At 65.3% G+C, this 24,376-nt stretch carries 25 protein-coding genes, 1 tRNA gene and 1 pseudogene; 8 read left to right on the top strand and 19 right to left on the bottom strand.

From position 1 onward, the window contains the following. Window positions 1–103 precede the first annotated feature (103 nt). On the top strand, window positions 104–958 hold the full coding sequence (locus MUK72_RS02770; RefSeq protein ID WP_244703691.1) for a transcription initiation factor IIB: 855 nt from the start codon (window positions 104–106) through the stop codon (window positions 956–958). Between the two features lie 2 nt (window positions 959–960). On the opposite strand, the gene MUK72_RS02765 is transcribed toward MUK72_RS02770, so the two are convergent. From MUK72_RS02765 to MUK72_RS02750, 4 genes are all read right to left on the bottom strand, one after another. After that, complete coding sequence (locus tag MUK72_RS02765) at window positions 961–4,980, bottom strand: LAGLIDADG family homing endonuclease (RefSeq protein ID WP_244703689.1); 4,020 nt, start codon at window positions 4,978–4,980, stop codon at window positions 961–963. A gap of 58 nt (window positions 4,981–5,038) precedes the next feature. Continuing rightward, complete coding sequence (locus MUK72_RS02760; protein WP_244703687.1) at window positions 5,039–6,589, bottom strand: sulfatase family protein; 1,551 nt, start codon at window positions 6,587–6,589, stop codon at window positions 5,039–5,041. A 163-nt stretch (window positions 6,590–6,752) separates the two neighbouring features. Continuing rightward, a complete protein-coding gene (locus tag MUK72_RS02755; RefSeq protein WP_244703686.1) occupies window positions 6,753–7,172 on the bottom strand; it encodes a group I intron-associated PD-(D/E)XK endonuclease in 420 nt (139 codons plus the stop codon). Window positions 7,173–7,208: 36 nt separating this feature from the next. Next, a tRNA-Pro gene (locus tag MUK72_RS02750) sits at window positions 7,209–7,281 on the bottom strand. 126 nt (window positions 7,282–7,407) lie between these two features. Here MUK72_RS02750 and MUK72_RS02745 point away from each other — a divergent pair. Next, window positions 7,408–7,683, top strand: a complete 276-nt coding sequence (locus tag MUK72_RS02745) for a pro-sigmaK processing inhibitor BofA family protein (RefSeq protein WP_244703684.1) — start codon at window positions 7,408–7,410, stop codon at window positions 7,681–7,683. Here the strand turns inward: MUK72_RS02745 and MUK72_RS02740 are convergent. Both MUK72_RS02740 and MUK72_RS02735 read right to left on the bottom strand, forming a co-directional pair. Next, on the bottom strand, window positions 7,680–9,737 hold the full coding sequence (locus MUK72_RS02740; RefSeq protein WP_244703682.1) for a DEAD/DEAH box helicase: 2,058 nt from the start codon (window positions 9,735–9,737) through the stop codon (window positions 7,680–7,682). The genes MUK72_RS02745 and MUK72_RS02740 overlap by 4 nt on opposite strands. A 40-nt stretch (window positions 9,738–9,777) precedes the next feature. Further along, window positions 9,778–10,152, bottom strand: a complete 375-nt coding sequence (locus tag MUK72_RS02735) for a cupin domain-containing protein (RefSeq protein ID WP_244703674.1) — start codon at window positions 10,150–10,152, stop codon at window positions 9,778–9,780. A 76-nt stretch (window positions 10,153–10,228) separates the two neighbouring features. Between MUK72_RS02735 and MUK72_RS02730 the strand changes: the two genes are divergently transcribed. After that, a complete protein-coding gene (locus MUK72_RS02730; RefSeq protein WP_244703672.1) occupies window positions 10,229–11,413 on the top strand; it encodes a CBS domain-containing protein in 1,185 nt (394 codons plus the stop codon). On the opposite strand, the gene MUK72_RS02725 is transcribed toward MUK72_RS02730, so the two are convergent. After that, the gene (locus MUK72_RS02725) at window positions 11,410–12,135 is read right to left on the bottom strand and encodes a competence/damage-inducible protein A (RefSeq protein ID WP_244703670.1); all 726 of its coding nucleotides are present in this window, start codon (window positions 12,133–12,135) and stop codon (window positions 11,410–11,412) included. The two genes, MUK72_RS02730 and MUK72_RS02725, sit on opposite strands and share 4 nt — an antisense overlap. 69 nt (window positions 12,136–12,204) lie before the next feature. After that, window positions 12,205–12,834, bottom strand: coding sequence for an HNH endonuclease (locus tag MUK72_RS02720; RefSeq protein ID WP_244703668.1), 630 nt, complete (start codon window positions 12,832–12,834; stop codon window positions 12,205–12,207). Window positions 12,835–13,285: 451 nt separating this feature from the next. On the opposite strand from MUK72_RS02720, the gene MUK72_RS02715 reads away from it, so the two are divergent. Then, window positions 13,286–13,738, top strand: coding sequence for a DUF5814 domain-containing protein (locus tag MUK72_RS02715; protein ID WP_244703665.1), 453 nt, complete (start codon window positions 13,286–13,288; stop codon window positions 13,736–13,738). On the opposite strand, the gene MUK72_RS02710 is transcribed toward MUK72_RS02715, so the two are convergent. The 4 genes and pseudogenes from MUK72_RS02710 to MUK72_RS20410 form a co-directional block, all read right to left on the bottom strand. Next, window positions 13,735–14,145 carry a DUF8146 domain-containing protein gene (locus MUK72_RS02710; protein ID WP_244703663.1) on the bottom strand — a complete coding sequence of 137 codons (411 nt, stop codon included), beginning with the start codon at window positions 14,143–14,145 and terminating at the stop codon, window positions 13,735–13,737. The genes MUK72_RS02715 and MUK72_RS02710 overlap by 4 nt on opposite strands. Window positions 14,146–14,213: 68 nt before the next feature. Continuing rightward, window positions 14,214–14,807: an RPA family protein gene (locus MUK72_RS02705; RefSeq protein WP_244703661.1), complete on the bottom strand. Its 594-nt coding sequence runs from the start codon at window positions 14,805–14,807 to the stop codon at window positions 14,214–14,216. Further along, on the bottom strand, window positions 14,807–15,712 hold the full coding sequence (locus MUK72_RS02700; RefSeq protein WP_425311081.1) for a replication protein A: 906 nt from the start codon (window positions 15,710–15,712) through the stop codon (window positions 14,807–14,809). Before MUK72_RS02700 ends, MUK72_RS02705 begins: the two co-directional genes overlap by 1 nt. Before the next feature lie 150 nt (window positions 15,713–15,862). Then, window positions 15,863–16,045, bottom strand: a pseudogene (locus tag MUK72_RS20410) (replication protein A); the annotation flags it as partial. Between the two features lie 139 nt (window positions 16,046–16,184). On the opposite strand from MUK72_RS20410, the gene MUK72_RS02695 reads away from it, so the two are divergent. Beyond that, a complete protein-coding gene (locus MUK72_RS02695) occupies window positions 16,185–16,460 on the top strand; it encodes a DUF7091 family protein (protein ID WP_004054052.1) in 276 nt (91 codons plus the stop codon). Window positions 16,461–16,767: 307 nt separating this feature from the next. Here the strand turns inward: MUK72_RS02695 and MUK72_RS02690 are convergent, their stop codons facing one another. From MUK72_RS02690 to MUK72_RS02670, 5 genes are all read right to left on the bottom strand, one after another. Continuing rightward, complete coding sequence (locus MUK72_RS02690; protein WP_244703660.1) at window positions 16,768–17,451, bottom strand: adenine nucleotide alpha hydrolase; 684 nt, start codon at window positions 17,449–17,451, stop codon at window positions 16,768–16,770. Continuing rightward, complete coding sequence (locus MUK72_RS02685; RefSeq protein WP_244703658.1) at window positions 17,451–18,236, bottom strand: SDR family oxidoreductase; 786 nt, start codon at window positions 18,234–18,236, stop codon at window positions 17,451–17,453. Before MUK72_RS02685 ends, MUK72_RS02690 begins: the two co-directional genes overlap by 1 nt. 22 nt (window positions 18,237–18,258) lie before the next feature. Continuing rightward, entirely contained in the window at window positions 18,259–18,738 is a 480-nt protein-coding gene (locus MUK72_RS02680) for a Tfx family DNA-binding protein (RefSeq protein ID WP_244703657.1), read from the bottom strand. Between the two features lie 18 nt (window positions 18,739–18,756). Continuing rightward, a complete protein-coding gene (locus MUK72_RS02675; protein WP_244703655.1) occupies window positions 18,757–19,230 on the bottom strand; it encodes a TRAM domain-containing protein in 474 nt (157 codons plus the stop codon). Window positions 19,231–19,596: 366 nt separating this feature from the next. Further along, window positions 19,597–20,853, bottom strand: a complete 1,257-nt coding sequence (locus tag MUK72_RS02670; protein WP_244703653.1) for an Nramp family divalent metal transporter — start codon at window positions 20,851–20,853, stop codon at window positions 19,597–19,599. A 234-nt stretch (window positions 20,854–21,087) separates the two neighbouring features. Between MUK72_RS02670 and MUK72_RS02665 the strand changes: the two genes are divergently transcribed. Further along, window positions 21,088–21,597 carry a PH domain-containing protein gene (locus MUK72_RS02665; RefSeq protein ID WP_244703651.1) on the top strand — a complete coding sequence of 170 codons (510 nt, stop codon included), beginning with the start codon at window positions 21,088–21,090 and terminating at the stop codon, window positions 21,595–21,597. On the opposite strand, the gene MUK72_RS02660 is transcribed toward MUK72_RS02665, so the two are convergent. Continuing rightward, window positions 21,594–22,469 (bottom strand): homoserine kinase, encoded by an 876-nt coding sequence (locus MUK72_RS02660; RefSeq protein ID WP_244703642.1) that lies wholly within the window; start codon window positions 22,467–22,469, stop codon window positions 21,594–21,596. The genes MUK72_RS02665 and MUK72_RS02660 overlap by 4 nt on opposite strands. Window positions 22,470–22,527: 58 nt before the next feature. Continuing rightward, window positions 22,528–23,541: an alkaline phosphatase family protein gene (locus MUK72_RS02655; protein WP_244703639.1), complete on the bottom strand. Its 1,014-nt coding sequence runs from the start codon at window positions 23,539–23,541 to the stop codon at window positions 22,528–22,530. A 135-nt stretch (window positions 23,542–23,676) separates the two neighbouring features. Between MUK72_RS02655 and MUK72_RS02650 the strand changes: the two genes are divergently transcribed. Both MUK72_RS02650 and MUK72_RS02645 read left to right on the top strand, forming a co-directional pair. Then, entirely contained in the window at window positions 23,677–23,931 is a 255-nt protein-coding gene (locus tag MUK72_RS02650; RefSeq protein ID WP_244703635.1) for an AbrB/MazE/SpoVT family DNA-binding domain-containing protein, read from the top strand. Then, a complete protein-coding gene (locus tag MUK72_RS02645) occupies window positions 23,928–24,335 on the top strand; it encodes a type II toxin-antitoxin system VapC family toxin (RefSeq protein WP_244703632.1) in 408 nt (135 codons plus the stop codon). Before MUK72_RS02650 ends, MUK72_RS02645 begins: the two co-directional genes overlap by 4 nt. Window positions 24,336–24,376: the final 41 nt, after the last annotated feature.

Genomic DNA, 24,376 nt, shown 5'->3' with positions numbered 1-24,376 from the left:
TGAGCGAACGGTGGCGAACTGCCCCTGCGTTTCTGTTCCGATCACTCTAATAATTTTACTCCGGAGGAAAATTTTAAATAGGATGCATTGCATCGTTCGAAGTATGAATTCAACCGAGCCATGCCCGGAATGTAATGGCCGATTGGACGATGCCGGTGAGGAGACGTACTGTCTCGACTGCGGACTGGTCATCGGCGAGGATCGTGTCGATCGCGGTCCCGAATGGCGCAATTTCGAGGACGGGCCGGATCGGAAACGAACGGGCGCGCCGCTGACCCGCTCGCGCCACGATCGCGGGCTCTCGACGGAGATCGGCCGATCGACCCGGCTCACCGGTCGGAAACGCCGTCTGTTCGCGCGACTGCGCCGCCAGCACAATCGCACGCGGATCTCCTCGCGCGCCGAACGCAACCGCGTCTACGGGTTCACCGAGGTGCGGCGAATGGTGGGCGCGCTCGGCCTCCCGGACTCGATCCGCGACCGTGCCTGCGTGCTCTTCGAGTCCGCACAGAACGAGGACCTGCTGCGCGGGCGTTCGCTCGAAGGGTTCGCCGCCGCGGCCGTCTACGCCGTCTGTCGCACCGACGCCCTCTCGCGCACGCTCGCCGAGATCGGCGCGGTCGCCAAGGCCACACGCGACGAACTCACCGCCGCCTACGACGCCCTGAACCGTGAACTCGGCCTGCCGACCGGCCCGATCGATCCCGAGGAGTACCTGGCACGCTTCGCGAACCAGCTCGAGCTCCCGAACGGGATCGAGCGCAGGGCACGCGCGCTCGTCGAGAAGAGCCACGAGCTCGGGCTGACCAACGGGCGCAATCCGAGCGGCGTCGCCGCGGCCTGTCTCTACACCGCCGCGACCGAGCGCGATCACGCACTCACACAGCAGTCGGCCGCCGATGTCGCCGGCGTGACGCCGGTGACGCTCCGGACGACCTACTACGATCTGCGCGAGTGAACTTACGTCGTCCGCAGGTGGTCGGTCTGTGGCTCGTACACCTCGCCCTGTCGTCTGAGCTTTTCGAGTTCGTGCTCGGCCTTCGAGCGCTCCATCCCGGTCTCCTCGGCGCGATCGAGCACCTCCTCGATCGGCGCACCGGCGTCGTACTCGTCCTCGATGTCGGTGATGAGCGCCTTCATGTTTTTCACGCGGTCGCGCTGTGTTTTCGACTGGCCGGTCTCGACGATGTCGGCGTCGAACTCGCCGGTCTCTGGATCGACGCCGATATCCTTGAGACACGAGCGGACGATCTCGATGACGCGCTCGGCGTCCTCCAACTCCACCGTGTCGGCGAGTCGAACCCGCGCGGAGGCCTCGCCTAGCCTGACGAGCGCCTCCAGCTTCCGCGCGGTCACCGGCACGGGTGCGTCGTCGTCGGAGCCCTCCGCCCGGAGATCGACGTAGAAATCGCTGATCGCCTCCTTGGCTTCCTCGGTCATCGTCGGGTAGCAGTTTCGTTGGGCGTAGGCGATGTACTTTCGGAGCAGGTCGGGTTCGATCGCCGGGGCCACGGTGTCGGTGACGGCGTCGACCTCCGACTGGCTGACGTTCGCCGCGGTCTGTTCGGTCCGCTGGGTGTTGAGCTCGCCCGCGTAGTTCGTCCGCAGGATGTGCTCGGCGAGATCCTTGTCGCGCTCGGGATCCGGATCGTCGGTGACGGTGAAGATGAGATCGAACCGCGAGATGAGCGCCGGCTCCAGGTCGATCTGCTCGCCGATGGACTCGTACTGGTCGAACCGTCCATACTTGGGGTTCGCCGCACCCAACAGCGAACACCTCGATTTGAGCGTGGCATTGATCCCCGCCTTCGAGACCGAGATGGTCTGCTGTTCGAGCGCCTCGTGCATTGCCGAGCGGTCCTCGGAGTTGTGCACCACCATGCCGTTGGCGACGAAGTTGTGGGTCCCGTCGACCGTGAGGTCGTACACCTTGGGTTCGCCGCTCGTCTCGATCGCGTCCAGCAAGCGCTTGGCTTCACTGCGAACGGCCCGAATTCGGTCGAATGCGGCTGCTTCGACCGCCGAAAACCGATCCGTCTCGACGACCCCATTGAACCAGCGCGAGACGGTCGAAGCGGCGACGTCGAGATCGTCGGCGAGGTCGGCGAACGAAATCCCGTGACGATCGAGAGCGTTCCGGAGGGCGTCCCACGTACCCCCGGACGGCTCGGTCGCCAACAGCTCGTGGGCCGTCTCGACGCTGTCCGTGGCCGAGCAGCCGAGCAGATCGGCGAGTTCGCCGCGCAACAGCCGCGTCCTGTCCGTTTTGGTGTCGGCAGCCGTGGTTTCGACCGCGGCGACGCGCCGCCACTGCACGTCGCCGCGAACCAGCGATCGGAACGCTTCCAGATCGGTGTCGGCGACCGACGCGACGAGGTCGGACAGTCGATCCGTCACGACGGTTCGGAGCCGGTCGCTGTCGCCCCACTCGCGGGAGATCTCCTGTTGGGTGTACGCGGTGCCCGCTGCGAGTTCGGCCTGGGAGACGTGATAGCGCTCCGTGATCGCGGCGAGACTCTCCCAATCACAATCGCCGGTTAGCCGTTCGACGGCGACGTTGGCGTCGGATTTGCGCTCCTCGAACGAGTCAAGGACGGTGCGAGCTAACCGGAGCGAGACGTTTGCGTCGCCGTTTTCGAAGCTGCAGTAGGTGGCGTCGACCAGTCCACATTCCGATTGGTGAAGTCGGAGCGAGTCCCGAAGGTCGGCGAGCATGTCACCACAGTCCGGCAGCACATCGATGATGGTCCGATCGCCCGACGCCGCCGCACGGACCGATTCCAGCGCGGACTGCTTGCGATCGAGCGTGAACCCGACGTGCCGGGCGAACGCATCGATCGAGTCCGCGGCCGTGATGGCGAGCACGTACAGATCCCGCCCGGGATCGCGCTGGCGCGTATGGATCTGGCTCGTCACCGAGAACTCCAGCAGCAGGCTCTTGACCCCCAGCAGCAGCTCGTAGCTCGACGAGGCGATCCTCACGTTCCCGGTGTGCGTGTCGACGGTGCCCTCGCTGTCGGCCAGCGCCCTGACGAACGCGGCCTTCGTGGCGGGCGGGGCGTCCGTGACGCCCTCCGGGAACGCCTTCTCGTCGTATGTTTCGAGGTTCATCCCGGCATCGAGGACCGCATCGGCGTACTCGCGACCGATGACCCGAACGGTCTCGACGCCGTCGGCACGCTGCTCGCTCGGTGGGCGCACCGGCTGCGCGTCGAACGCCGCACGGGAGACCCGTTCGAAATCCGCCAGTAGCTCTGCTTCGCTGTTGGTGAAACGGATACCGTACACGCCCGCATCGCGGTCGTAGTAGACGTTGCCGTCGCCGGAGAGATAGCCAAGCACCGCACCGAGGGCCGGCGACGTCCCCGTCCGTTCACTCTCTGATTGGGGAGTCACGGCGACGGCTCCGCCGTCGGTCGCCGGTTGAGGGAGCCGACGCGGAACGTACACCCAATCGCCGGCGTCGAGATCGGCCGCCGGTTTCTCGACACGCTCGCCGCCCTCGAACACGAAGAACGGGTGGTCGTCCGTGGCCGTGAGCTCCTCGCCCGACTCGGTGCGAACCGTCGTCAGTTCGTCCGGGGCGTCGTACTCGTGGATGGCCGTCACCGGACGATCGACGAGCTGCCCGTCATCGGTCATCGTCCACGCGTCGAGATCCACGTCCCGTATCGTCCGACCGTTCGAGTGATGCTCGATCGTCCCCTGCTCGCCCGCCTCGCGTGCGAGATCACGGATGCGCGAGATGCGCCCATCGCCGAGATGGACGAGCGTCTCACCGGTCACACATCGCATTTTATCCAGTTCGTCGACGGCCGCGATCCCCTGGTCGGCGAGCACGAGCGCACCGGCTTCGAGCGTCCACTGCTGACCCTCGCCGAAGTCGTCACGCACCGCGGCCGCCGTCAGCCCGGCGCTCGACGATCCCTTCCCGGAGGTGTAAACTGACCGTGGAGCGATATTTCTTATATATTGAAGCATTACGGACTTCCCGGTACCCGGGTCGCCGATGAGGAGCATGTGGAGATCGCCACGGATGCGCGAACCGTCCGGGAGGTGTTTGGCCACGCCGGAAAAGAGTTGGAGGATCATCGCGAGTTTGGCCTCCTGGTAGCCGTAGATCGAGGGTGCGATCGAGCCGACCATCTGCTCGTAGATGTCGTCCTCGGTCGAGAGCTCGACGATGGCGCGCTTGTCCGCCTCGGAGATGTCCATGTCCTCGAACTGCTCGTCCTCGATCTCGACGGCGACGCCGTCCATGAACAGATCGAACATCGGCGAGGCGTCCCTCCCGGACTCCTGCTGGTCGAGATGGAGCACGCCGGTGACGCGAACGTGATCGCCAGCCGTCACGTCGCCGGTGATGTCGTCCTCGATGTGGACGTCGATGTTCTGTGGGGTTTCGCCACCGCGCAGTCCCTCGGGACTCTCCTGAACACGGATCTTCTGTGCGTCGACGAACTCCGACTGGTCGAAGTTGATGTCGAACGGTCCCTGCCGTTCACAGCCCTGACATTCGTGGGGTTCCTGGAAGTCGCCGCCGGTCTGTGGGATGCGAGTAAGGGTGCCACAGCGCTGGCACTCGAAGGCCGCCTCGGTGATCTTGGGTCTGACGTCCGTGGCCTTCCTGACGATGCCCTGCACCGCGAGCAGCTGGCCACGGTGACGCGCCCGGATCTCGCGGATCTCGGTCGGTTCGTCCAGCCCGCGGATGCGGACGTGCGCGCGCCCGAGGCCGACATCCACTGGGAGGTCGTAGAGCCGCAGCGCCTCCTCGGCGTACTCCTGGAGCTGGTCGGGCTGGGAGCGGTAGTCGTCGGCGAGATCCGAATCGAACCGGTAGAGATCGCCCCAGTCGATGAACAGCGATCGGCGTTCGTTCGGATACTGCTGGGCGAGCTCGCCGATCTCGTTGCGGTAGTAGTTGCGGTAGAACTCCTCGAAATCGTCGATCAGATCGGCGTTCTCCGCACGAGCCATTGGCGATGGGTAGTGTGCTTTCGCTCAAGAACCTTCGCAACGCGCAGTGAAACTGAAATCAACCGTTCCCTTGCGAACCGAACTCGTCGGGGATCGTCTTCGGTGCGTTCGGCGGCCGTTTGCGGTCGTTGCTGTTGCGGCGGTCGCGCTGGAGCGGGATCGGCGTGCCACCGTTGGATTCGATCCAGTCGAACAGTCGGTCGTGCATCGCATCGCGGCGGTCGTGGTTGTCGTTCCCGTCGATGAGGTTCTGCCGTTCCAGCGGATCGGCGTGGAGGTCGTACAGTTCGTTCCGCACGGGGCCGTAGTACCAGATATACTTGTATCGGCCGCGGCGCACCCCGAACATGGTCGGATGCTTCGGAACGCCGCCCCAGTACGACTCGTAGAACGGCCCCGGACGCCCCGAGAGTTGTTCGCCGACGAGCGCCGGCAGGAACGACCGGCCGCTCACGTGCCCCGGGATCGACTGGCCGGCCGCGTCGAGGAACGTCGGCGCGAAATCGACGTTCGATATCTGTGCGTTCACCGTCGTTCCGGGATCGATCATCCCCGGTGCGTACGCGAGCAACGGCACGCGGACCGAGCTCTCGTAGGCGGTCTGTTTGCCGACCAGTCCGTGCTCGCCGAGCGTGTAGCCGTTGTCGCTCGTGTACAGCAACAGTGTCGAGTCGGCCATCCCCGACTCGTCGAGTTCGTCCATCACCGCCCCGATGCTGTCGTCGAGCGCCAGCAGCGTCTCGCTGTACCGTCGGTAGAGTTCGTCGAAGTCGAACCGCCCGCCGAAGAGGTAGTTCACGCCGCGGACGCCGTTGCGCTGCCGGCGCACCCAGTCGGGCTTGCCGGCGTAGGCCTGCTTCGTGTTGGCCATCGTTTGCGGATACTCGATGGGTGCGTTCGAATACCGACCGCGATGACGCGGTGCAGGCCGAAACCATGCATGGGCAGCCTTGTGCGAGAGAAACAGGAAAAAGGGCTTGTCGCCGTCACGGCTATCGAGCCAGTCGCGGGCGTACTCGGTCAGAATATCGGTGATGTACCCCGTGCGCTTGACTCGGTTGCCGTCGACGTTCAGTATCGGATCGAAATACCGGCCCTGCCCCTCGAAGCTGACCCAGCGGTCGAACCCGGGGCGTGGCGTCGCGCTGTCGAGCTGGTAGGTGTGCCACTTGCCGATGTAGGCCGTCTCGTAGCCGGCATCTTCGAGATACCGGTGGAAGAAGCGAACGTGGTCGGTTTTCGAATGCTGGTTGTCGACGATGCCGTGCTCGTGGGCGTACTGGCCGGTGAGAACGGACGCACGCGAGGGCGCACACAGCGGCGTCCCGACCGATGCGTTCCGCAGATGCGCACCCTGCGCGGCCATGCGATCCATGTTCGGCGTCTCCAGGAAGTCGGGCGTTCCCGGCGCATTCATGAAGCTCATGAAGTCGTACCGGTGGTCGTCGCTGTGGATGAACACGAGGTTGGGATGCCCCTCGTCGCCACCGGAGAGCAGGTCGGTGTTCGAGCCACAGCCGCTGAGCAGCCCCGCCGTCCCGAGCCCGCCGAGCGCCTTCATCGCGTGTCGACGACGGACCCCGGCGGTATCGCTCTTTGAGTCGATCATGAATCGGGTGGGGCGGAGCGAGACGATGGCTGTGAAGACGGCGATGCCATTGAACGTCGCACTGTCTGCGCGGAACTACCCCTGCCGGCCACTTATTCGTTGAGGCCAACGAGGTCTGGCTATCGGTGGCGATTCGGCGAGAAGTGGAAACCGTACGGATGGGCTACCCCGGCGGCCAGTTGGCGTCGAACTCGTACTCTTCGGCCCAGTTGATGCTCGATTTCACCTGTTTCGGTTCCTCGACACGCAGGCGGATCGAGCTGTCGAACCCGTCCTCGTTGATCCAGTACATCGTCTCCAGTTCGTGGCAGTATGCGAGGAAATAATCGACGTCCGCGCTGTCGTACAGCTTGTAGGTGTTGCCGGTCGAATTGGTATGCTGGCTATGTCCCTTGACCCGTATCGTTCCATCGTTGAGCCAACCGGTTTTGATCTGCGTCCGGAGCAATCCTCCGCGTGGCGGCTCGACGACGATGTCGTACCGCTCGTTGTCGCCGAACGGAATCGAAACGGGAACCTCTCGTTTCGTTAACTCGGCGATAACGATGGCTTCGGTGAGATCGCCCTTTCGGTGCGTTTCCATCCCGACGAAATGGCGTCGCTATCGGGGATAAAACGATGGGACCGCGCGGATTTGAACCGCGGTCACGAGCACCCAAGGCTCGGAGTATACCAGGCTAACCCACGGTCCCGCATGCGAACTAATGGACGCCGGCGAATAAACCCTTGCGTTTTCCCGTCGGGGAGCGATCGAAATCGCACGCACGTCCACGGACGGAGTACGGAAGGCCTATATCGCGCTCGTGCGAGGGTCGCGCATGGTCACGGGACTCGAACTCGCGGTTCTCGCGGTCGCGCTCGTCCTGCTTCTCGGGGCCGCGCGCATTCTGCGGGCGGTTCGGCCGCTCGTCGTCAACGCGGTCGTCGGCCTGCTCGTCTTCCTCGCCGCCAGCTGGTTCGGCATCGGCGTCGAGGTCAACTGGCTCACGCTCGCGGTCGTCGCCATCGGCGGGCTGCCGGGCGCGGTGCTCGTCGTTCTGCTGTCGGTGTTCGGGTTCGCGTTCACGCCCGACCTCGTCGCCCCGCTCGTCTAGCTCTCCTCGTCGCGCAGTTCGATCTCGGCCACCGTGTCGTAGGGGTCCTTCCCCTTGCGAATCCCGTCGAGCATCGTGAACGCCGCCTCGGGTTCGAGGAAGTGTCGCGTCACCGCCCGGCCAAGCGGGGTTGGCGAGAGCCCGTCGATGAACTCGTAATCGAGGAGCTTGCCGACCGCGTGTTTCATCGGCACGTCGCCGACCATCCGCTCGGTCAGCGCCTTCGCACCCCCGCCCGCGACGGTGACGTTCGCCAGCACCTCCTCGACGGCGCTCGTTTCGTCGTAGCGCATCGCCACGGGCTCCATCTCGCCCTTGAGCAGCCTGAAGGCCGTCTCGTCCTCCGAGCCGGGCATGCTCGAATGATAGCTTCCGTCGGGCTCGACGAGGACGTAGACGACGCCGCGATCGTGGTAGTCCGGCCGACCGGCACGCCCGAGCATCTGGTGGAACTCCTGGACGGTGAGCCACTCGATGCCCATCGCCAGCGAGTCGAAGAGCACCTGCGAAGCCGGGAAGTCGACGCCAGCCGCGAGCGCGGCGGTCGTCACCACTGCGGCGAGGTCCTGGTTCGCGAACTGACGTTCGACGGACTTGCGCCGCGAGTAGTCCAGCCCGGCATGGTAGGCCGCGGCCTCGTACTCCAGTTTTCGGGCGAGCTGGTGACAGCGCCGACGCGAGTTGGTGAAGATGATCGTCTGTCCGCGATAGCCCTGCGAGGATTTCCGGTCGAACTCCCGTCGCACCAGTTTGTTCGCCACGCGCGCTTTCTCTTGGCCATCGGCGAACGTGACGTGACGCTCGATTGGCACAGGGCGCTCCTCGAACTCGACGAGGTTCGCCCGGAGCTTTGTCGCCAGCCAGCCGGGATTGCCGACCGTCGCCGAGAGGTAGAGCCACTGTGTGCCCGCGTTCGTCCCGTTGCCGCCCGCATTCCCGTTGCGGTTCTCACAGTAGCCCTTCAGCCGGGCGATGAGGCCGTCGAGGCGGTGACCGCGGTCGTCGTCCTCCAGCGTGTGGACCTCGTCGATGACGACCGTGCCGATATCGCCGAGATCCTGGCCCACCCGGAGCGCGTGGTCGATCCCCTCGTAGGTGCCGACCACGATGTCGGCGTCGGGATCGAAGCGCTCGCCGTCGTCCCGAACGCGGCTTGCACCGACCCGGATCGTGACATTGGCGAGATGGCCGTACTCGTCCCTGAAGTCCTCGTATTTCTGGTTCGCGAGCGCCACCAGCGGGACGAGAAAGAGCATCTTTCCCTTGCCGTTGAGCAGGCGATCGAGACCCGCCATCTCGCCGATCAGCGTCTTGCCGGTGGCGGTGGCGCTCACCACGAGCTGGTCGTCGCCGTCGAGCGCGCCGTTCTGCACCGCGAGGCTCTGCACGGGCAGAAGGGACTCGAAGCGGTCGTCGAGCAGGCTCTGCATGCCGGGGTGGAGACCGAGCGAGCCGACCGGGACCGGGTCCACGGCTTCGGTCGTGGCGCTCATCTCGTCGAACTTCGTGAGGTCGGGATCGAGCTGGCCCGAGAGCAGGTTCTTCACTCGTTCGAGGTCCTGAACGTCGAGCAGCAGCTCCTGGAGCCGGTCGGCAGCGGTGCTGGAGACGTCGTGATGGGCAAGCTCGGCGTCGAGTTCGCGGCGCGCGCAGTCCGGGCAGATCTGCTCGCCATCGGCTTCGATCGCCGTCTCGCTCGTGACCGGCGAGTAGCGACCGGCGCTCGCGCAGTACCGACAGGTCCGGACCGTCTTGGCGTCGAGCTGGTAGCCGTCGAGCATCCGCTCGATCCGCTCGCGCTGTGATCGGCCCGTCTGTTGAGAGATTCGGATGCGGTCGGCACGCCGGGCAAGCTCGACGAACCGGTCGGGGCGAAGCGGCTCCTCGCCCGATTCGTGTCGCCGGGCGAATTTCGCGGGTCGCGGCCCGGCGTCGGTCGCCCCGAGCGTGAGGCGCGCCGACAGCGAGCGCTCGCCGTCGTTCGAGACGGCAACGAGATAGTCGTCGCCGACGCCGTGGACGAACAGCGTCCCGACTGCGACCTGCTGTGACACTATCCGTGACGAGGCGAGCCGGCTATTTCAGTCACTCGCACTACTCTTCGAGCTCGATGGCGTCGTCGCCGTTGGGCACCGCACAGATGAACGTGCCCTCCTGCTCGCCCTCGTTGCGATACCAGTGGACGACGCCGGCGGGGATCAACAGCGAATCACCGGCGCTCACCGTGTGCTCCTCGTCCCCGATACCGACCGTGTATTCGCCCGAGAGAACGTACTGTTCGTGTTCGACCTCGTTGGTGTGTTTCGGGACGTCGCCACCGGCCGCGAGCGTGAATCGCCGGATGGCGAAGTTCGGCGCGCCGCGCGCCTCGTCGACGAGAACACCCTTTTCGAGACCGTCGGCCGCATCGACCGGCTCGTACTCGATCCCGTCGGCCCGACGCAGCAGTGCGTCCGTCCGTTGGCTCATATCGTTCGTCGGGCCGCCGACGGGGTAAACCCGCCGGCTGGGATGGGCTTAAGGGACTACCCGCCGTAGTCGACCCATGCCAAGCTTCCGAGTCGGTTCTATCGCGGGCATCCCCATCAAGCTCGGACTCTCCTTTCTGCTCGTGCTCCCGCTGCTCGCGTGGCTCATCGCCTCACAGGTCGGCCAGCTCGTGATGCTGATGAACTCCACGTTCGGGACGGCGCTTCCGGGCGCGGCGCTGTCGGCGGGGACGATGCCCTATATCCTCGGCCTCGCCGCTGCCCTCGGCCTGTTCGCGGGCGTCATCCTCCACGAGCTCGGCCACTCGGTCGTGGCGATGCGCTTCGGCTACGACATCGACGCGATCACGCTCTGGTTTCTCGGCGGCATCGCCCAGATGGCCGAGATGCCCGAGGACTGGCGTCAGGAGTTCGCCGTCGCCGTCGCCGGACCGGTGGTGAGCGTCGCCCTCGGGATCGTCTCTCTCGGTGCCTTCCTCGTCGTTCCCGAGGGCTTGCCGGGCGTGCGCTTCGTGATCGCCTATCTCGCGCTGTTGAACATCGCACTCGCGGCGTTCAATCTCCTCCCGGGCTTCCCGATGGACGGCGGGCGCGTGCTGCGAGCGCTGCTCGCACGCAATCGCACGCACGCCCGCGCCACGCAGATCGCCGCCGAGGTCGGCAAGGGGTTCGCCTTCCTGCTCGCACTCGTCGGCCTGTTCGCCGGAGCGATCTTCTACGTCGCCATCGCCTTCTTCATCTACATCAGCGCCGCGGGCGAGGCCCAGCAGGCGGTGACGAAGGCCGCCCTCCAGGGCGTCGTCGTCGAACGAGTGATGACGCCAGCCGAGGAGATCGACGCCGTCACGCCCGAGACGAGCGTCGCCGATCTCGTCGATCGGATGCTCACCGAGCGCCATACGGGCTATCCCGTGCTCGACGGGGGCGAACTCGTCGGGATGGTCACGCTCTCGGACGCGCAGACCGTCCGCGAAGTCGAACGCGACGCCTATCGCGTCGGCGAAGTGATGAGCCAGGACCTCTACACGGTTCCCGAGGACAGCGACGCGATGGACGCGCTCTCGACGATGCAGTCGAACGGCGTCGGCCGACTCCCCGTGCTCGACATCCGCGGTGAGTTCATCGGTCTCGTCTCCCGAACGGATCTGATGACGGCGCTGACGATCCTCCAGTCAAGCGGGATGGAGGCGACGACCGACACCGCCACCCAATCGCCGCGCTCGCCCGACGAATCGTTCTAACTGTCGGGTTCCGGTATCGTCTCGACGCGCGCACGCAACCACTCGGCCGCCGCGTCGAGCTCGTCGTCGCTCTCGCCGACGAGTTTGAGTCGGTTGTGGCCCGCCGAGCGGTCGGGATAGCAGCCCACGCTGACATCGAAGCGCTCCTCGGTGATTGTGAGATCGGGAATCAGGTCGGCCTCCGGCGTTTCGGTGTAGAACATCCGCGAGCGCACGTCGCCCCCGAACGCCTCCGCGACGCTCTCGTACATCGCCTTCATCTCCTCGGGGATGCCGGGCAGGACGTAGACGTTCTCGATCAGACAGCCGGGCGCGAGGCCGGGTTCGTTCAGCAGCGCCCGACTACCCTCTGGGACCGACGCCTCGGCGTCGATATCGATGGCGATCTCGCGGTAGCTCTCGCGGAGGGCTGCGACGCGCTTCGCGACCGACTCGCGTGCGCGCTCGTCGACCGAGAGCGGCCGATCGAAGGCGTCCGCAACGGCGTCCATCGTCCGATCGTCGGGCGTGCCGCCCAGTCCGCCGGTGACGATGACCGCATCGAACGCGTCGGAGTACTCCGCGACTTTGCGGGCGATGAGCGAGCGGTCGTCGGGGATGACGAGCACCCGAGCGACGGTCGCCCCACGGTCGGTGAGTCGGTCGGCGAGCCACGTCGCGTTCGAGTTCGCGGTATCGCCAGAAAGCAGTTCGTCGCCGATGGTGAGTAGTGCGACGTCCATTGAGGAGGAAGGGTGAGCGGACGGATAGCCCTTCGTTGTTAGCTTCTGGGGTATGGGGCCACGCGGAGATCAATCCGCAATCAACGATCGAAGCACCGTTTTCGATATCTTCCCGAACTCTGCTTTGCGGTGGCATGCGATACAGAGGGATGCGACGTTTTCGAGGAAGTGTGCGTCTGCTTTCTCGTGAGCATCTGATTCCGCGAACGTCCGAACAGGTACGATGTGATGGACATCAGGGTTGCGTCCGAGTTCCTCCTTCGTTCTCGAACAGCGGACACAGGCGTAGTCGTCGCGCTCCAGCGCTCGTTTCCGCACGCGACGCCATCCCGTTCCGTACGACTCGTTGCCACCACCCTTCCAGTTTGGATGGCCGGAACCGGTGAACGCTCGGGACAGCCAAGTTCGACGGCATTCTTCGCTACACACGGCCACGTCGCCTGTAAAGTCGCTCGGATATCGTTCGATAATAATATCACAGATCTCACATTTCCGCTCGACCTTCCCGCCGTTCCATTGAGGATTGCTCGGACCGTCAACGTCCGGAGAGTGTTGCCACGATCCGTTTTCGACACAGTCGGGGCAGTAGAGACCCCGTTTCTCGGACGGATAGTAATCGAACTCGGCACCACAGATCCGACAAACCGTCTGCTCCTTTCCGCCCCGATAGTTCGGATTTGCTTCGTCCTCGAACGACATATTGCCATACCGGCATTCGTCAGAGCAGTATTTTTTCGCGTACGAACAGTAGAACTCCTCACCGCAGCTAGCACATTCCCTATTCGGTAGCCGCTCGTCGTGAACGAGGCTGTGATGCACACCAAGCCCTCGTCTGGTGTCGAACGCAGACGGGCACGTCGGACACTCGAAGGGCATAGCATCCGATCCTCCTGCCATCGGATATGAATCTACGCCCAATCCGACCGTCTTCGTAGCGACTGTGAGAGAAGCACCGAGATAGTGTAAGAAAAATTACATAGTCCGGGTGCGAGAATCGAACCCGCTTCTCAGCCTCCACAAGGCTGAAGGATAACCATTACCCCAACCCGGACACGCACTCGTCCCTATTCGGGCGCGAATAAAGTACGTTACGACTCCCGCCGATCGGTCCGCGAGGCTTTTGGCGCTCTCGTACCAACACTCGACAAGCGTGGCCATTACGGACAAGATCTACGTCAAGAACCACCGCCGGATCGGCTCGCAGCTCGAAACGCGCATTCCCAGAAGCGCGTTCAGCGGCGCGACCCTCGACCTGCTCTACTCGGGCGAGGGTCTCTCGAAACTCGACGACGCAACCCAGGAGCGCGTGCTCGACTTCGCCGAGGACTTCCTCGACTGCGACTGCGAGTCGAACCCCTACTGTGGCCACCCCGAGCGCAAGTTCGTCCAGTATCTGCTCGATCTCCGCGCGGGCGGACTCGGCGCGGAGGCGATCGTCGACATCATGAGCGACGACTATCTCGTGACCGCCTATCCGGGCGACGTCCTCTCCTTTCTCGACAACTCGGTGCGCACGCTCGACGCGATGGAGGACCTCGCGAGCGTCGAGAGAAATCGGGAGATGGAACGGCGAGTAGGCGAGCGAAAACGCGACCTGCTCTAACCGAGTCGATACGGCTCTTCCTCGTCCTCGCCGTCGAGTTCTTCGAGCTGGATCACGTCCTCGCCGTCGTCCTCCTCGTCCAGGCGCTGGCTCAGCTGGGTGACGTACCGGCGATGTTCGTCGAGCTGGTCGCGGAGATGGTCGGCTTCGAGTTCGAGGCGCTCGTGCTCGCGAACGTAGCTTTTGGGAACCTCGACCTTCGGCGGGAAGCTCGACGTCTCCACGTCGCCGTCGTCGACCTCGTGCTCGGGGACGACCTCCACCTGTCCGTCGTGGGCAACCAGCATCTCGACGTAGTTCCGGAAGACCGCCGACAGCGAGATGTCGCGCTCCTCGGCGATCTCGCGCAGCGTCTCGAAGGCGTCCTCGTTGACGCGAAAGGAGATCGTCTTGTTCTTGTTGCCCATCTCGACGCCGAGTTACGCCTCCGCGAACTTAGGTCTTCGTCAGACGATCGAACGACGAGCGCCGGCGATCAGTCGCTCTCGGTGGCGACCGCGTCGTCCTCTTCGAGGCTTTCGAGCGCCGACACCGCCTCACGGCGGTAGTTTTCCAGGGGGAGGTCGTAGCGCTCCTCGGCCATCCGGGCGTACTCGTTGGTCTCGTCCTCGAAGGCCTGGAGCCGTTCGATCGTGCGCTCGGCGGTCTCGACCACCCAGCGATCGCGCGTGGCGGCGTCCACGACCGTGATCGACTCCGGCCGGACGGCGACGTTCGTGTCGCCGTCGTCGGTCTCGTAGGTCCGCGGCTTGCCCGCCACCGCGACGTACGCCGGGGGCTCGATCTCCCGGAGTGCGCTCGCGGCCTCGGGCTGATACTGGCCGGCATAGACGTAGAAGGTCCCGGTCGGGTCGACCACGCGCCCCTGCCAGTACTCCGAATCCGAGCCGACGTCCTCGGTCTCGGTCAGCGTGCCGACGAAGAAGATCCGATTGGCGCGCTCGCCCGTTGGCAGGAGGAGATAGACCGGCGCGCGCTCCTCGTCGCTCTCCTTGAACGTGTCGCTACCGTCGCTGAACTCGCGGGCGAAGACGCGCTGGGCGACCTCGCGGGTGGGGGCACCACTCATCAGAGCGACCTCGCTTTGATCAGCGTCTCCTCGGCATCGGTCGGCCCGCCCAACAGTTCGAATTCGTTGGCGAGCACGTACCGCCCGAGCGTCGGCCCCTCGACGCGGTAGTAGCTCCCGAGAACGTCGCCCCGGATCTCGTCGGCAACCACGGTCGTATCGAGCGCGTCCATCGCCATCTCCTTGGCCTCGTCGAGGGTGATGTCGGTGAGCTCCTCGGTCGCCTCCTGATTGAAGATCGTCTCGTGGACCTCGTTGCCGTCGTCGATGACCGCCTTGACGCGGAGATCGAACTCGCCCTCGACCTCGCCGTGCTCCGAACAGCGCCCGTTCTGGAGCACGCGCGTACAATCGTCCTCGGGGCAGCGCTTGATGAGCCCGCTCCCGCGCTGGATGTCGACGAGCGCACCCTCCACGGCGATCGCGTCGTCGCCGACCTCGATCTCCTCGTCGAGCTCCTCGATACCCGTCGTGCGATTGAGTTTGACCGAGAACCGTCCCTCGTACTCGTCGGTCACGAGGTTTTCGAGCCGGTAGACGCCACCCTCGTCGAGTTCGGGCAGGTCGGAGGTGGCCCACTTGGTGAACTTGATCGTTCCCGAAGGATCACCGAGCAGTCCGACCTGTGCGATCGACTCGCTCCGTGGCTCCCAGAGCTGGGTCACTTTCGCCGTCAGATCGACCCACTCCTCGGGCGTGTCGATCTCGGCGATCTCGCGCTCCTCGCTCGTCCCGCCCGACTCCGGTACGTCGATCTCCTCGTCGATCTCCTCGATGCTCGTGGTCCGATTGAGTTTGACCGAAAATCGACCCTCGTACTCGTCGGTCACGAGATTTTCGAGTCGATAGGTGCCGCCTTCGTCGAGTTCGGGGAGATCCGACGTCGCCCACGCGGTGAACTTGATCGTGCCCGTCTCGTCGCCGAGCAGGCCGACCTGTGCGACCGACTCGCTCATCGGCTCCCAGAGCTGGAGTACCTCGACGGTGAGATCGACCCACTGCTCGGGCACTTCGATGCTCTCGATCGTGCGCTCCTCGCTGTCGCCGCCCAGCTCCTCGCGATCCATGTCCGCCTTGTCGAGGTAGCTGCTCGTGACGCTCCGACGAGCCTCCTCGGCGGGCACTCTGTACTCGTTGACCAGCGTTTCGAGGCGCTCCTCGACCTCCTCGACGCTGATATCCAGTGTATCGGAAAACTGCTCGTGTATCTCGGTCGCGTGCTGTTGTACGTCCGTCATTGGATGTCCTGTCTCCGCGTTGTTTTCGATGGGAGACAATCGCTGGTTGGCGCGCGATGGTATAAAAACTTGTGCGAACGGAGTGAAAGTGATTCGGGATGGCGACGAGTCTTTGTAGCGCGCCGTCCAATCGACTTCCATGAGCGACGACGGTTCGATCGTGCGCTTTCTCCACTCGACGGCGCGCGCCGCGGGCCGACGGTATGCCGAATCGAAACGTGCCTACAGCGACGGCCAGACCCGCGCCGACAGCGATGGCCCATACGACGAACACGCCCGCATCGTCTGCCGGCGCTACGCGCAAAAGCGCACCGTCGTCCTCGACGGCTACGAACCCGACTGCTTCGAAGCGGGCCATCCCGACTGCGAGGGCTGTCTCGAAGACGTGCGCGAAGGCACCGTCGAAACCTGGTGATCCACTTTTTTCTGCGTCGGGTCGGCTCACGTCGTTCGCCGACCACTCCTTGAAAAACCTGGACTAAAAACTCCTGCTCACTCGCGTTGCTCGTTCGCAGTGAACCGCGCTCACTCCGTTCGCGCGGATACAGACTACCCGCTACACACCGCAACAGCCCACATACCTCCCCAACCGATTCGCTCGTTCGTTTCACTCACTCGCTCATCCCTCGCACAGTGTTCGCGCTCGGTGCTCACTTCGTTCGCACACGAGCGCAAGCGCGCGCCAACCGCTCCGCAACCGCAAAAACGACCACGGCCACCGCTCACGGAGCGGGTTCGTTCGGCGTCAGTAGCTCACAGTAGTGAAATTCGCCGTCGCCGACGGGTCGCGTGACCGTCTCACCGATCGTCGCGTCCACCGGCTCGCCGAAAATCGGTCCATCCCGGACGAACGTGTGGAACTCGCCGTTCTCGCCACAGGGATCGACCTCGTCGGGGAGATCCGTGAGGAACTCCGCATCGAACGTCCGACCGGCGAACGAGCGGTCGAACAGGTCGCCGTCGACGGAGACGACCGTCGCTTCGAATCGGTCGGCGAAATCGGCCGCGAGCGATGCCGTGTCCCGACCCCAGAGCGGCCAGTAGCCGTCGAGATCGGTATCCGAGAGCTGCTCCTCGCGATAGGCTCGGATGTCGTCGAGCAGGAGGTCGGCGAAGGCGATGCGCTCGATGCCCCGGTCCGTATAGTTCTCGATGGCCGCAGCCATCGCCCGCTCGTAGGCCTCGTTCGTCGGGTCGGTCGGGAGTTCGACGAACTCGATCGGCAACCCTACTGCCGCGGCCTGGCGCTCGTACAACTCGCGGCGCACGCCGTGCATACTGCTCCTGCCGGTCTCGGCCGCGATCGTCGTCAGCACTCCCTCGACGGTGACGTCCTCAGCCCGTCGCATTTCGTCGAGCGCGTACGATGCATCCTTGCCACCGCTCCACGATAAGATCGTGCGCATCACCCGCGCAGCGTGCCGCCGTCGACCGGCAGCGCCGTTCCGGTGATGAAACTCGCCCGCGCGCTCGACAGGAACGCCACCGCGTCACCGAGTTCGCGCGGATCGCCGACCCGTTCGAGCGGGATACCGTCGGACCAGTCGGCCAGTCCCTCTTCGTAACTGTCGTACTCGCCGCGCTCGACGCCGGCCTCGACGAGCTCCTCGATCCGCGGCGTCTCGTGACTGCCCGGCAGCACGGCGTTCGCCCGGATGTCGGGCGCGAACTCCCGTGCGACGGTATCGACCACGCCCGTGACGCCGCGCCGGACCGCGTTCGACAGAACGAGTCCCTCGATCGGTTCCGCGACGCTCGTCGAGGTGATGGCGACCCACGTGCCGGCGTCGCTTTCTTCGAGATGCGGGTGGGCCGCCGTCAGCGTCCGGACGACGCTCATCACCAGCAGATCGTAGGCCGCGTACCACTCCTCTTCGGCGGTGTCCAGGAATGGCCCACTCGGCGGGCCGCCGGCCGACGTAACGAGGTGATCGAGCCCGCCGAATTCCGCAACCGTCTCGTCGACGAGCCGATCGATGTCGTCGCCGTCGGTGATGTCCGCCTCGATCGCGAGCACGTCGCCTGCTCCCGCCGCCGCGACGGTTTCGCGCGCCGCGTCGAGTTTGTCGGCACTCCGTCCACAGATGGCGACGTTCACCCCCGCCGCGGCGAGCGCTTCGGCACTCGCGAGTCCGAGCCCGCTCGTACTCGCCGTGACGAGTGCTGCGTTGTCGTCGAGTTCGAGATCCATAGCGGCTCGACACGCGCCCGGCCTATAGCTCCTGTTCTCGGGTCGTCCCGTCGTGGCGCACTCGCACCTCACCCTCGCGGGTGACGCTCACCAGCAACGGCTCTCGGACCTCGCGGCCGCGCACCGCTCCACCGGCCCGCTCGCCGATGGCGTTCAGCAGCTCCGGTGCCGTGTAGTTCACCTTCACGCCGGCCTCGTCGCAGGCGTCGTAGATCTGCTGAGGAACGTCGTAGAGATCGGTCTCGGCGGCTACTGGAACGCGGACCGGTGCTTCGAGCGCGTCGACGAATGCCACGGTCTCGCGGGCATGCGCGACGTTTTCCCGCGCACTCGATTCGATGCCGGCGACGTTCGCCCGTGAGGTATCGAGACGCTCGGCGATCGTTCGCTGTTTCAGCCCGCGCTCACGCAGCGCCAACACCGTCGCCTGGCGGCGCGTGAGTACGCTGGTCGCCGGATCGAACCCGATCCGCGATACGACGTCGTCCGCCTCGTCGGCCATCGGACTGTCCAGTCCGGCCTACCCGCCCCAGAAGTTCTCGCGGCTGCCGAGCCGCTGGCGATGCTTCGGCCGCCCGCCCGTCTCGTCGTCCGCATCACTTTCGTCATCGACCTCGCCGTCGTCCTCGTCTGCCCCGTCTTCGGCTTCGCCCTCGTCGTCCATCGGCAGCCGTTCGAGTTCGTCCGCCCGCGCGTGGTTCGAGCGCACCTTCGTGATCTTCACCCGCGAGCGCGCGTCGGGCAGGACGCCGTCGACGAAGACGATGAACCCGTCCTCGGTGCGGCCGACGCCCGCCCCGCTCTCGTGCATGTCCTCGACGGTGACGACGAGCTCCTCGCCGACGGTGACGGGCTGGGATTTCAGTTCGCGGATGGGCTGGCTGTAGTGGTTACACCACTCCGCACCGCCTCGGTTGCCGTAGTGTTGACATCCCATTCCCGCGACCCGCTCGGAAAAACTGGGGCATTCGTCGGCGAGTGGACAGTCCGCCATGCGGCGCGTAGCGTGCCACCGGGCTAAACATTTACGGGACCAGCTTTTGCTACGGTCGCTCACTTCGTTCGCTCCCTCGCAAAAGCTGGACCAAAAGCCAGCGTCACCCCCCCCCCTCCCCCCTCGCTTCGCTCGGGGGTTCCTCGGCCCGCTCACTCGCCTACGGCTCGTTCGCGGTCGGGCGACTGATGCGTTCCGCAACCACCCCGCAACCCGCACAGCACCGCCTTCCGCCGAAGCCCTCACTCGCTCCTTCCAGTCGCTCGTTCGCCCTTCATCCGCCAGGACTGCCACCGCAACCGCACGGCAGCCGCTGCCGCACCGCCGCCACCGCACAGCGGTCACAACCGCACCGCTCCGTCCGCCTCAACCGAACAGTTCGGTGTAGATGAGCCAGATGTTGAGCACGACGATCAGCGCGATGATCACGCCGAGCACCGTCGTCGTGCTCGTCCGGTTCTTGAACGACCGCATCAGTCCCTCCTCGCGCGTGAACCACAGCAGCGGGATCAACACGAACGGGAGTTCGAAGCTCAGCGCGACCTGTGAGGCGACGAGTACGCTCGTGGGATCGAAGCCAGCGATGACGACCGCGAGACTCGGGAGCAGCGTCACCGAGCGCCGGAGCCAGACGTTGATCTGGAGGTCGAGAAAGCCGTCCATCACGGTCTGACCGGCCATCGTCGCCACGAGCGACGAGGAGAGCCCGGCGGCGATGAGCGCAATGCCGAAGACCGTGCTCGAACTCGCGCCGAAGACGTTCTGCAGCGTGATATAGGCGTCCTGAAGCGTGCTGATCCCCGTCCCCTGCAGGGCGGCGGCCGCGACGATCAACATCGCGGCGTTGACGAACATCGCCCCCGAGAGCGCGAGCACGGTGTCGACCGACTCGAACAGGAAGTGTCGCCGGTGGACCCCCTCGGTATCGCCCTCGGTTGCCATCAGTTTCGTCCGCCGGTCCTGAACGATGTAGGGGTGGAGATAGATCGAGTGGGGCATCACCGTCGCACCGAGGATGCCGATGGCGACGTACAGGGCATCCGGCCCGGGGATCGACGGCACCAGCCCGCGTCCGATCTCGGCGGCCGTCGGCCGGGCGAGCAGCATCTCGAAGACGAATCCGAGCGCGATGATACCCACCAGAGCCATGATGACGAACTCGACCCAGCGATAGCCGCGGTCGTGGATCGTCCGCACGCCGAGCAGCGCGAACGAGGCCGCACCCGCGAGCACCGCGCCGGCGGGCAGCGGGATCGAGAAGACGAGGCTGAAGCCGATGGCCGCGCCGATGATCTCGGCCATGTCCGTCGCGATCATCGCCAGCTCGGCGGCGGCCCAGAGCAGCCAGACGACCCGAGTGGGCAAGCGCTCGCGACAGAGCTGGGCGATGCCTTTCCCGGTCGCGATGCCGAGTTTCGCCGCGATGATCTGGATGCCCATCGCCATCAGGCTGGCGAGCACGATGACCCACAGCAGCGCCGGCCCGTACTTCGCACCGCCGGAGATGTTCGTCGCCCAGTTGCCGGGATCCATGTACGCGACGCTGATCAGGAATCCAGGACCGAGATAGGTGAGCAGTTCGCGGAACGAGACGCTCCGCAGCGAGTCGACGACGCCGCTCACAGCCGACGCACCCGTTCGGAGTGAGAGGTCCGATCGTGTTCGTTCCGGCCACGCCGGTCGCCGCCGATCCACCGATCACGCGCCGTCGATCCGCCTCCCCCGAACCGTACCCGCTGCGGTCGTGGAGTCGTCACTGTGTTAGCCATATCTAACTAACTGTTTAGTACGAATTGGCATATACGCTTCGCCTCGTGACACCGGAGATATATGCGAGCCGCGGAAGTAGCGACCCACATGACACGGACCGACGTTCCCGACTGGGTGACGCTCACCGAGGGCGAGGACGTCCTCTGGCAGGGCCACCCGAGCCTCCGGCTCGTCACCCCGTCGGCTGTCGTCGCCCTCGCGCTCGCGATCGCCGGGATCGCTCTCACGACCGTTCTCACCGACCCATCGATCCGCTGGTTCCCCCTGCTGGGCATCCCACTGGGGATCGCCGTCGTCGCGTGGGCCTACGTCTCGCTGGTGAGCACGCAGTACGTCCTCACGAGCGAGGAGATCTACCGCAAGACCGGCGTCCTCAACCAGAGCGTCGCCCAGATACGCCTCGATCGCGTCCAGAACACGACGTTCAGCCAGTCGGTGACCGAACGACTGTTCTCCTATGGCGACATCACGATCTACACCGCCGGCTCGGACACGATGGACATCACCCTCTCGAACGTTCCGGAACCCGAGCGGGTGAATCAGCAACTTACAGAAGCGCTCGACGCCGCCAGCGGAGTGACGAGAACTCGTCCCTAGTGCAGGGTCGCGCCCTGGCCGACCCGCGACCGATAGACGCGCGCCTCGATGCCGGCGTCGGCGAACGCGTCGAGCATCGCGCTGCCGACCGCCCGCCGATCGTTCGCCCGGCAGGTCGCGAGTACCGCCGGACCGGCACCACTTACCGTGACGCCCGTGGCACCCGCCGCAAACGCGTCCTCGCGCACCGCCGTGTAGCCGTCGATCAGCGCCGCGCGCGCGGGCGTCACGACCGAATCGTCCATCCCGCGCCCGACGAGCTCGGGATCGCCGCGACACATCCCGACCGCGAGGGTCGCGGCCTTGCCGACGGTCTCTACCTGCTCGTCCATCGTCACCTCCTCGGGCACCACCCGGCGCGCGTCGCGCGTCGAGACGACGGTCTCGGGCAGGCAGACCACGAGCGGGAGCGAGGTGTCGACGCGCGTGACACCCTCGTCGGTGGCGACAGTGAACCCACCCAGAATGGAGGGGGCGACGTTGTCGGCGTGGGCGGTGCCCGAGACGACCGCCTCGCCCTCCGCGGCGATCGGGACGAGTTCCTCGCGCGTGTGGCCACGATCGTAGAGTTCGTCGAGCGCGACCGCGGCGGCCGCGGCGCTCGCCGCCGACGAGCCGAGTCCCGAGGCCGGCCGGATGCCCTTGTCGATCTCGATGCGGGCCGGTGCGTCGAGCGCCGCCGCGACCGCCCCGACCGTGTTCTTCTCCGGGTCTTCGGGGATGTACTCGCTGCCGGTTCCCGTGACCTCGATCGTCGTCTCGTCGGCCTTCGCGACGCGGACGATATCGGCCGGGCGCGAGAGTGCGACGCCGAAGACGTCGAAGCCACTCCCGAGATTGGCGCTCGTCGCCGGGGCCCGGACGGTGACCATGGCCCCGATTGCGAGAGTGAAGGTAAAAGGCTAGCGACGACCGCGCCATCGGCCAGCCTCAGAGATAGCCGAGCCCGTCGAGCTGTTCCTCGACGTCCGCAGCCGTGCGAACACGCACACGCTCGTCCGTCCGGTGAGCCGCTTTGAGCTCCGGCTCGGCCACGTCGCCGCCGGTCGGCGTCACCTGATCGATGGCCGCACGGACGTCGAGCACGGAGTCCGCGATATCGGGAACCGTCTCGTGGGTCGAGCCGACGAACGCGTCGGGGGTGTGGTGGCCCTCGCGGATGCCGTGATCGGAGACACAGAGCAGTCGATCGTCCGCGTCGAGCGCCGCGCGCAGTTCGCGTGTCCAGTCGGCAGCCAGCCGGTACGTACGCTCCTGCCAGCCCGGATCCACCGCGCCGGCGATCGGCGCGAGATGACCCACGGTGTCGACGAAGCCGAGCCAGACGAACAGCAGGTCGTACTCGCGCTGGAGCGCCGCCCGGACGATCCCCAGTTTGCGGGTCGCCTCGCCGGCCAGTCGCTCTTCGAGCCGCGGCACCGATGCCGCGAGCGCTGGACTCTCCGTCCCCCGCTCGCCCGCCGCGAGAAAGCGCCCGAACTGCTCGCCCCTGTCGAAGACGATGTCGAGGGCGTAATCGCGCGGCACGCGGTAGTTCGGGATCGCGATCGGGCGGGCCGCACGACCGTCGAACACCGTCGAAATCCCGCGCCGTCGGTAGTGCTCCGCCGAGAGCAAACCGAGTTCCGCGCCGCGACTGCCGAACCGTCGGTCGAACGCCGCGTCGAGCCGTCGCGGGGCGAGATCGCGCACCCGCCGCCGAGCCGTTTCGAGTGCGGGGTGGGAGGGATCGTCGTCGGTGGCCGCGTGAACGCCGTGTTCGTCCGGTCGTCGACCGGTGATGATCGAGGGCCAGAGCTCGTAGGTGTGTGGCTTGCCGAGAACGGGGTTCTCGAACGTTTCGAGCGCCGAGTAGTGTGGTCCGAACGCCTCGGCGAGGTCGTACTCCTCGACCAGAGTCCGGTCGAGTCCGTCCCACCCCAGGACGACTGTCGTGCCATTCATACACATGAATTCGTGTATCGGAATATCACTATTCTGCCTGCAAGAGTGAGAATGTGCTCCCAGCATAGCCTTGGAGCGGATGTGCCAATCAGTAAGGAAAAGAATGAAATTCCGTGAACACGAATAGTCGTAAGGATGAGCGTTACGCACGAAGCGACGGTCACAAGTAAGGGACAGATCACCGTTCCGAAGGAGATTCGCGAGCGCCTCGGTCTCGAACGCGGCGAGACGGTTTCGTTCGAGCTCGCGGCGGATGGGACGGTTCGGCTCCGGAAAGAGGACGCTCCGCTGGACGAGCTCCGGGACCTCCGCGAGGAGATCCGTTTCAGCGGGACGGACATCGAGAGCATGCAGCGCGAGTCGAAGCGCCAGTGGAGCACGTTCGAGTGATATTTCTCGATAGCTGGGTCTGGATCGAGTTCTTCGCTGAGGACGAGCGCTGGCGCGATGCCGAGGCGGTCATCGAACGAATTTCCGAGAGGGGAGCCGTGCTCGCACCCACCGTTCTGATGGAAGTCCGGTATCGGATCGGACAGAAATACGATGCCGAGCGCGCCGACCGGGTCGTGGAGATCATCCAGCGATTCGACGAACTGGAGATCGCGCCGATAACGACCGAGGCCGCGCTGACCGCCGCACGGCTCCGCGAGAAATACTACCAGCGCGGCGAGCGCGAACTGTCGTACGCCGACGCGATTCACCTCGCCATCGCGGTGATGACCGACTGCGATGTGCTGTATTCAGGAGATTCGGATTTCAAAGAGCTGGATGAAATCGAGACGGAGATTATCTGAATGATGTTCACAAACATCGGGTGTATTCGAGTAGATTGATC

This window comes from Halococcus dombrowskii, assembly GCF_022870485.1.
Lineage (GTDB): Archaea > Halobacteriota > Halobacteria > Halobacteriales > Halococcaceae > Halococcus > Halococcus morrhuae.
Note: the sequence above shows the minus strand (reverse complement) of the source record. Positions and strands in the feature narration are given on the sequence as shown.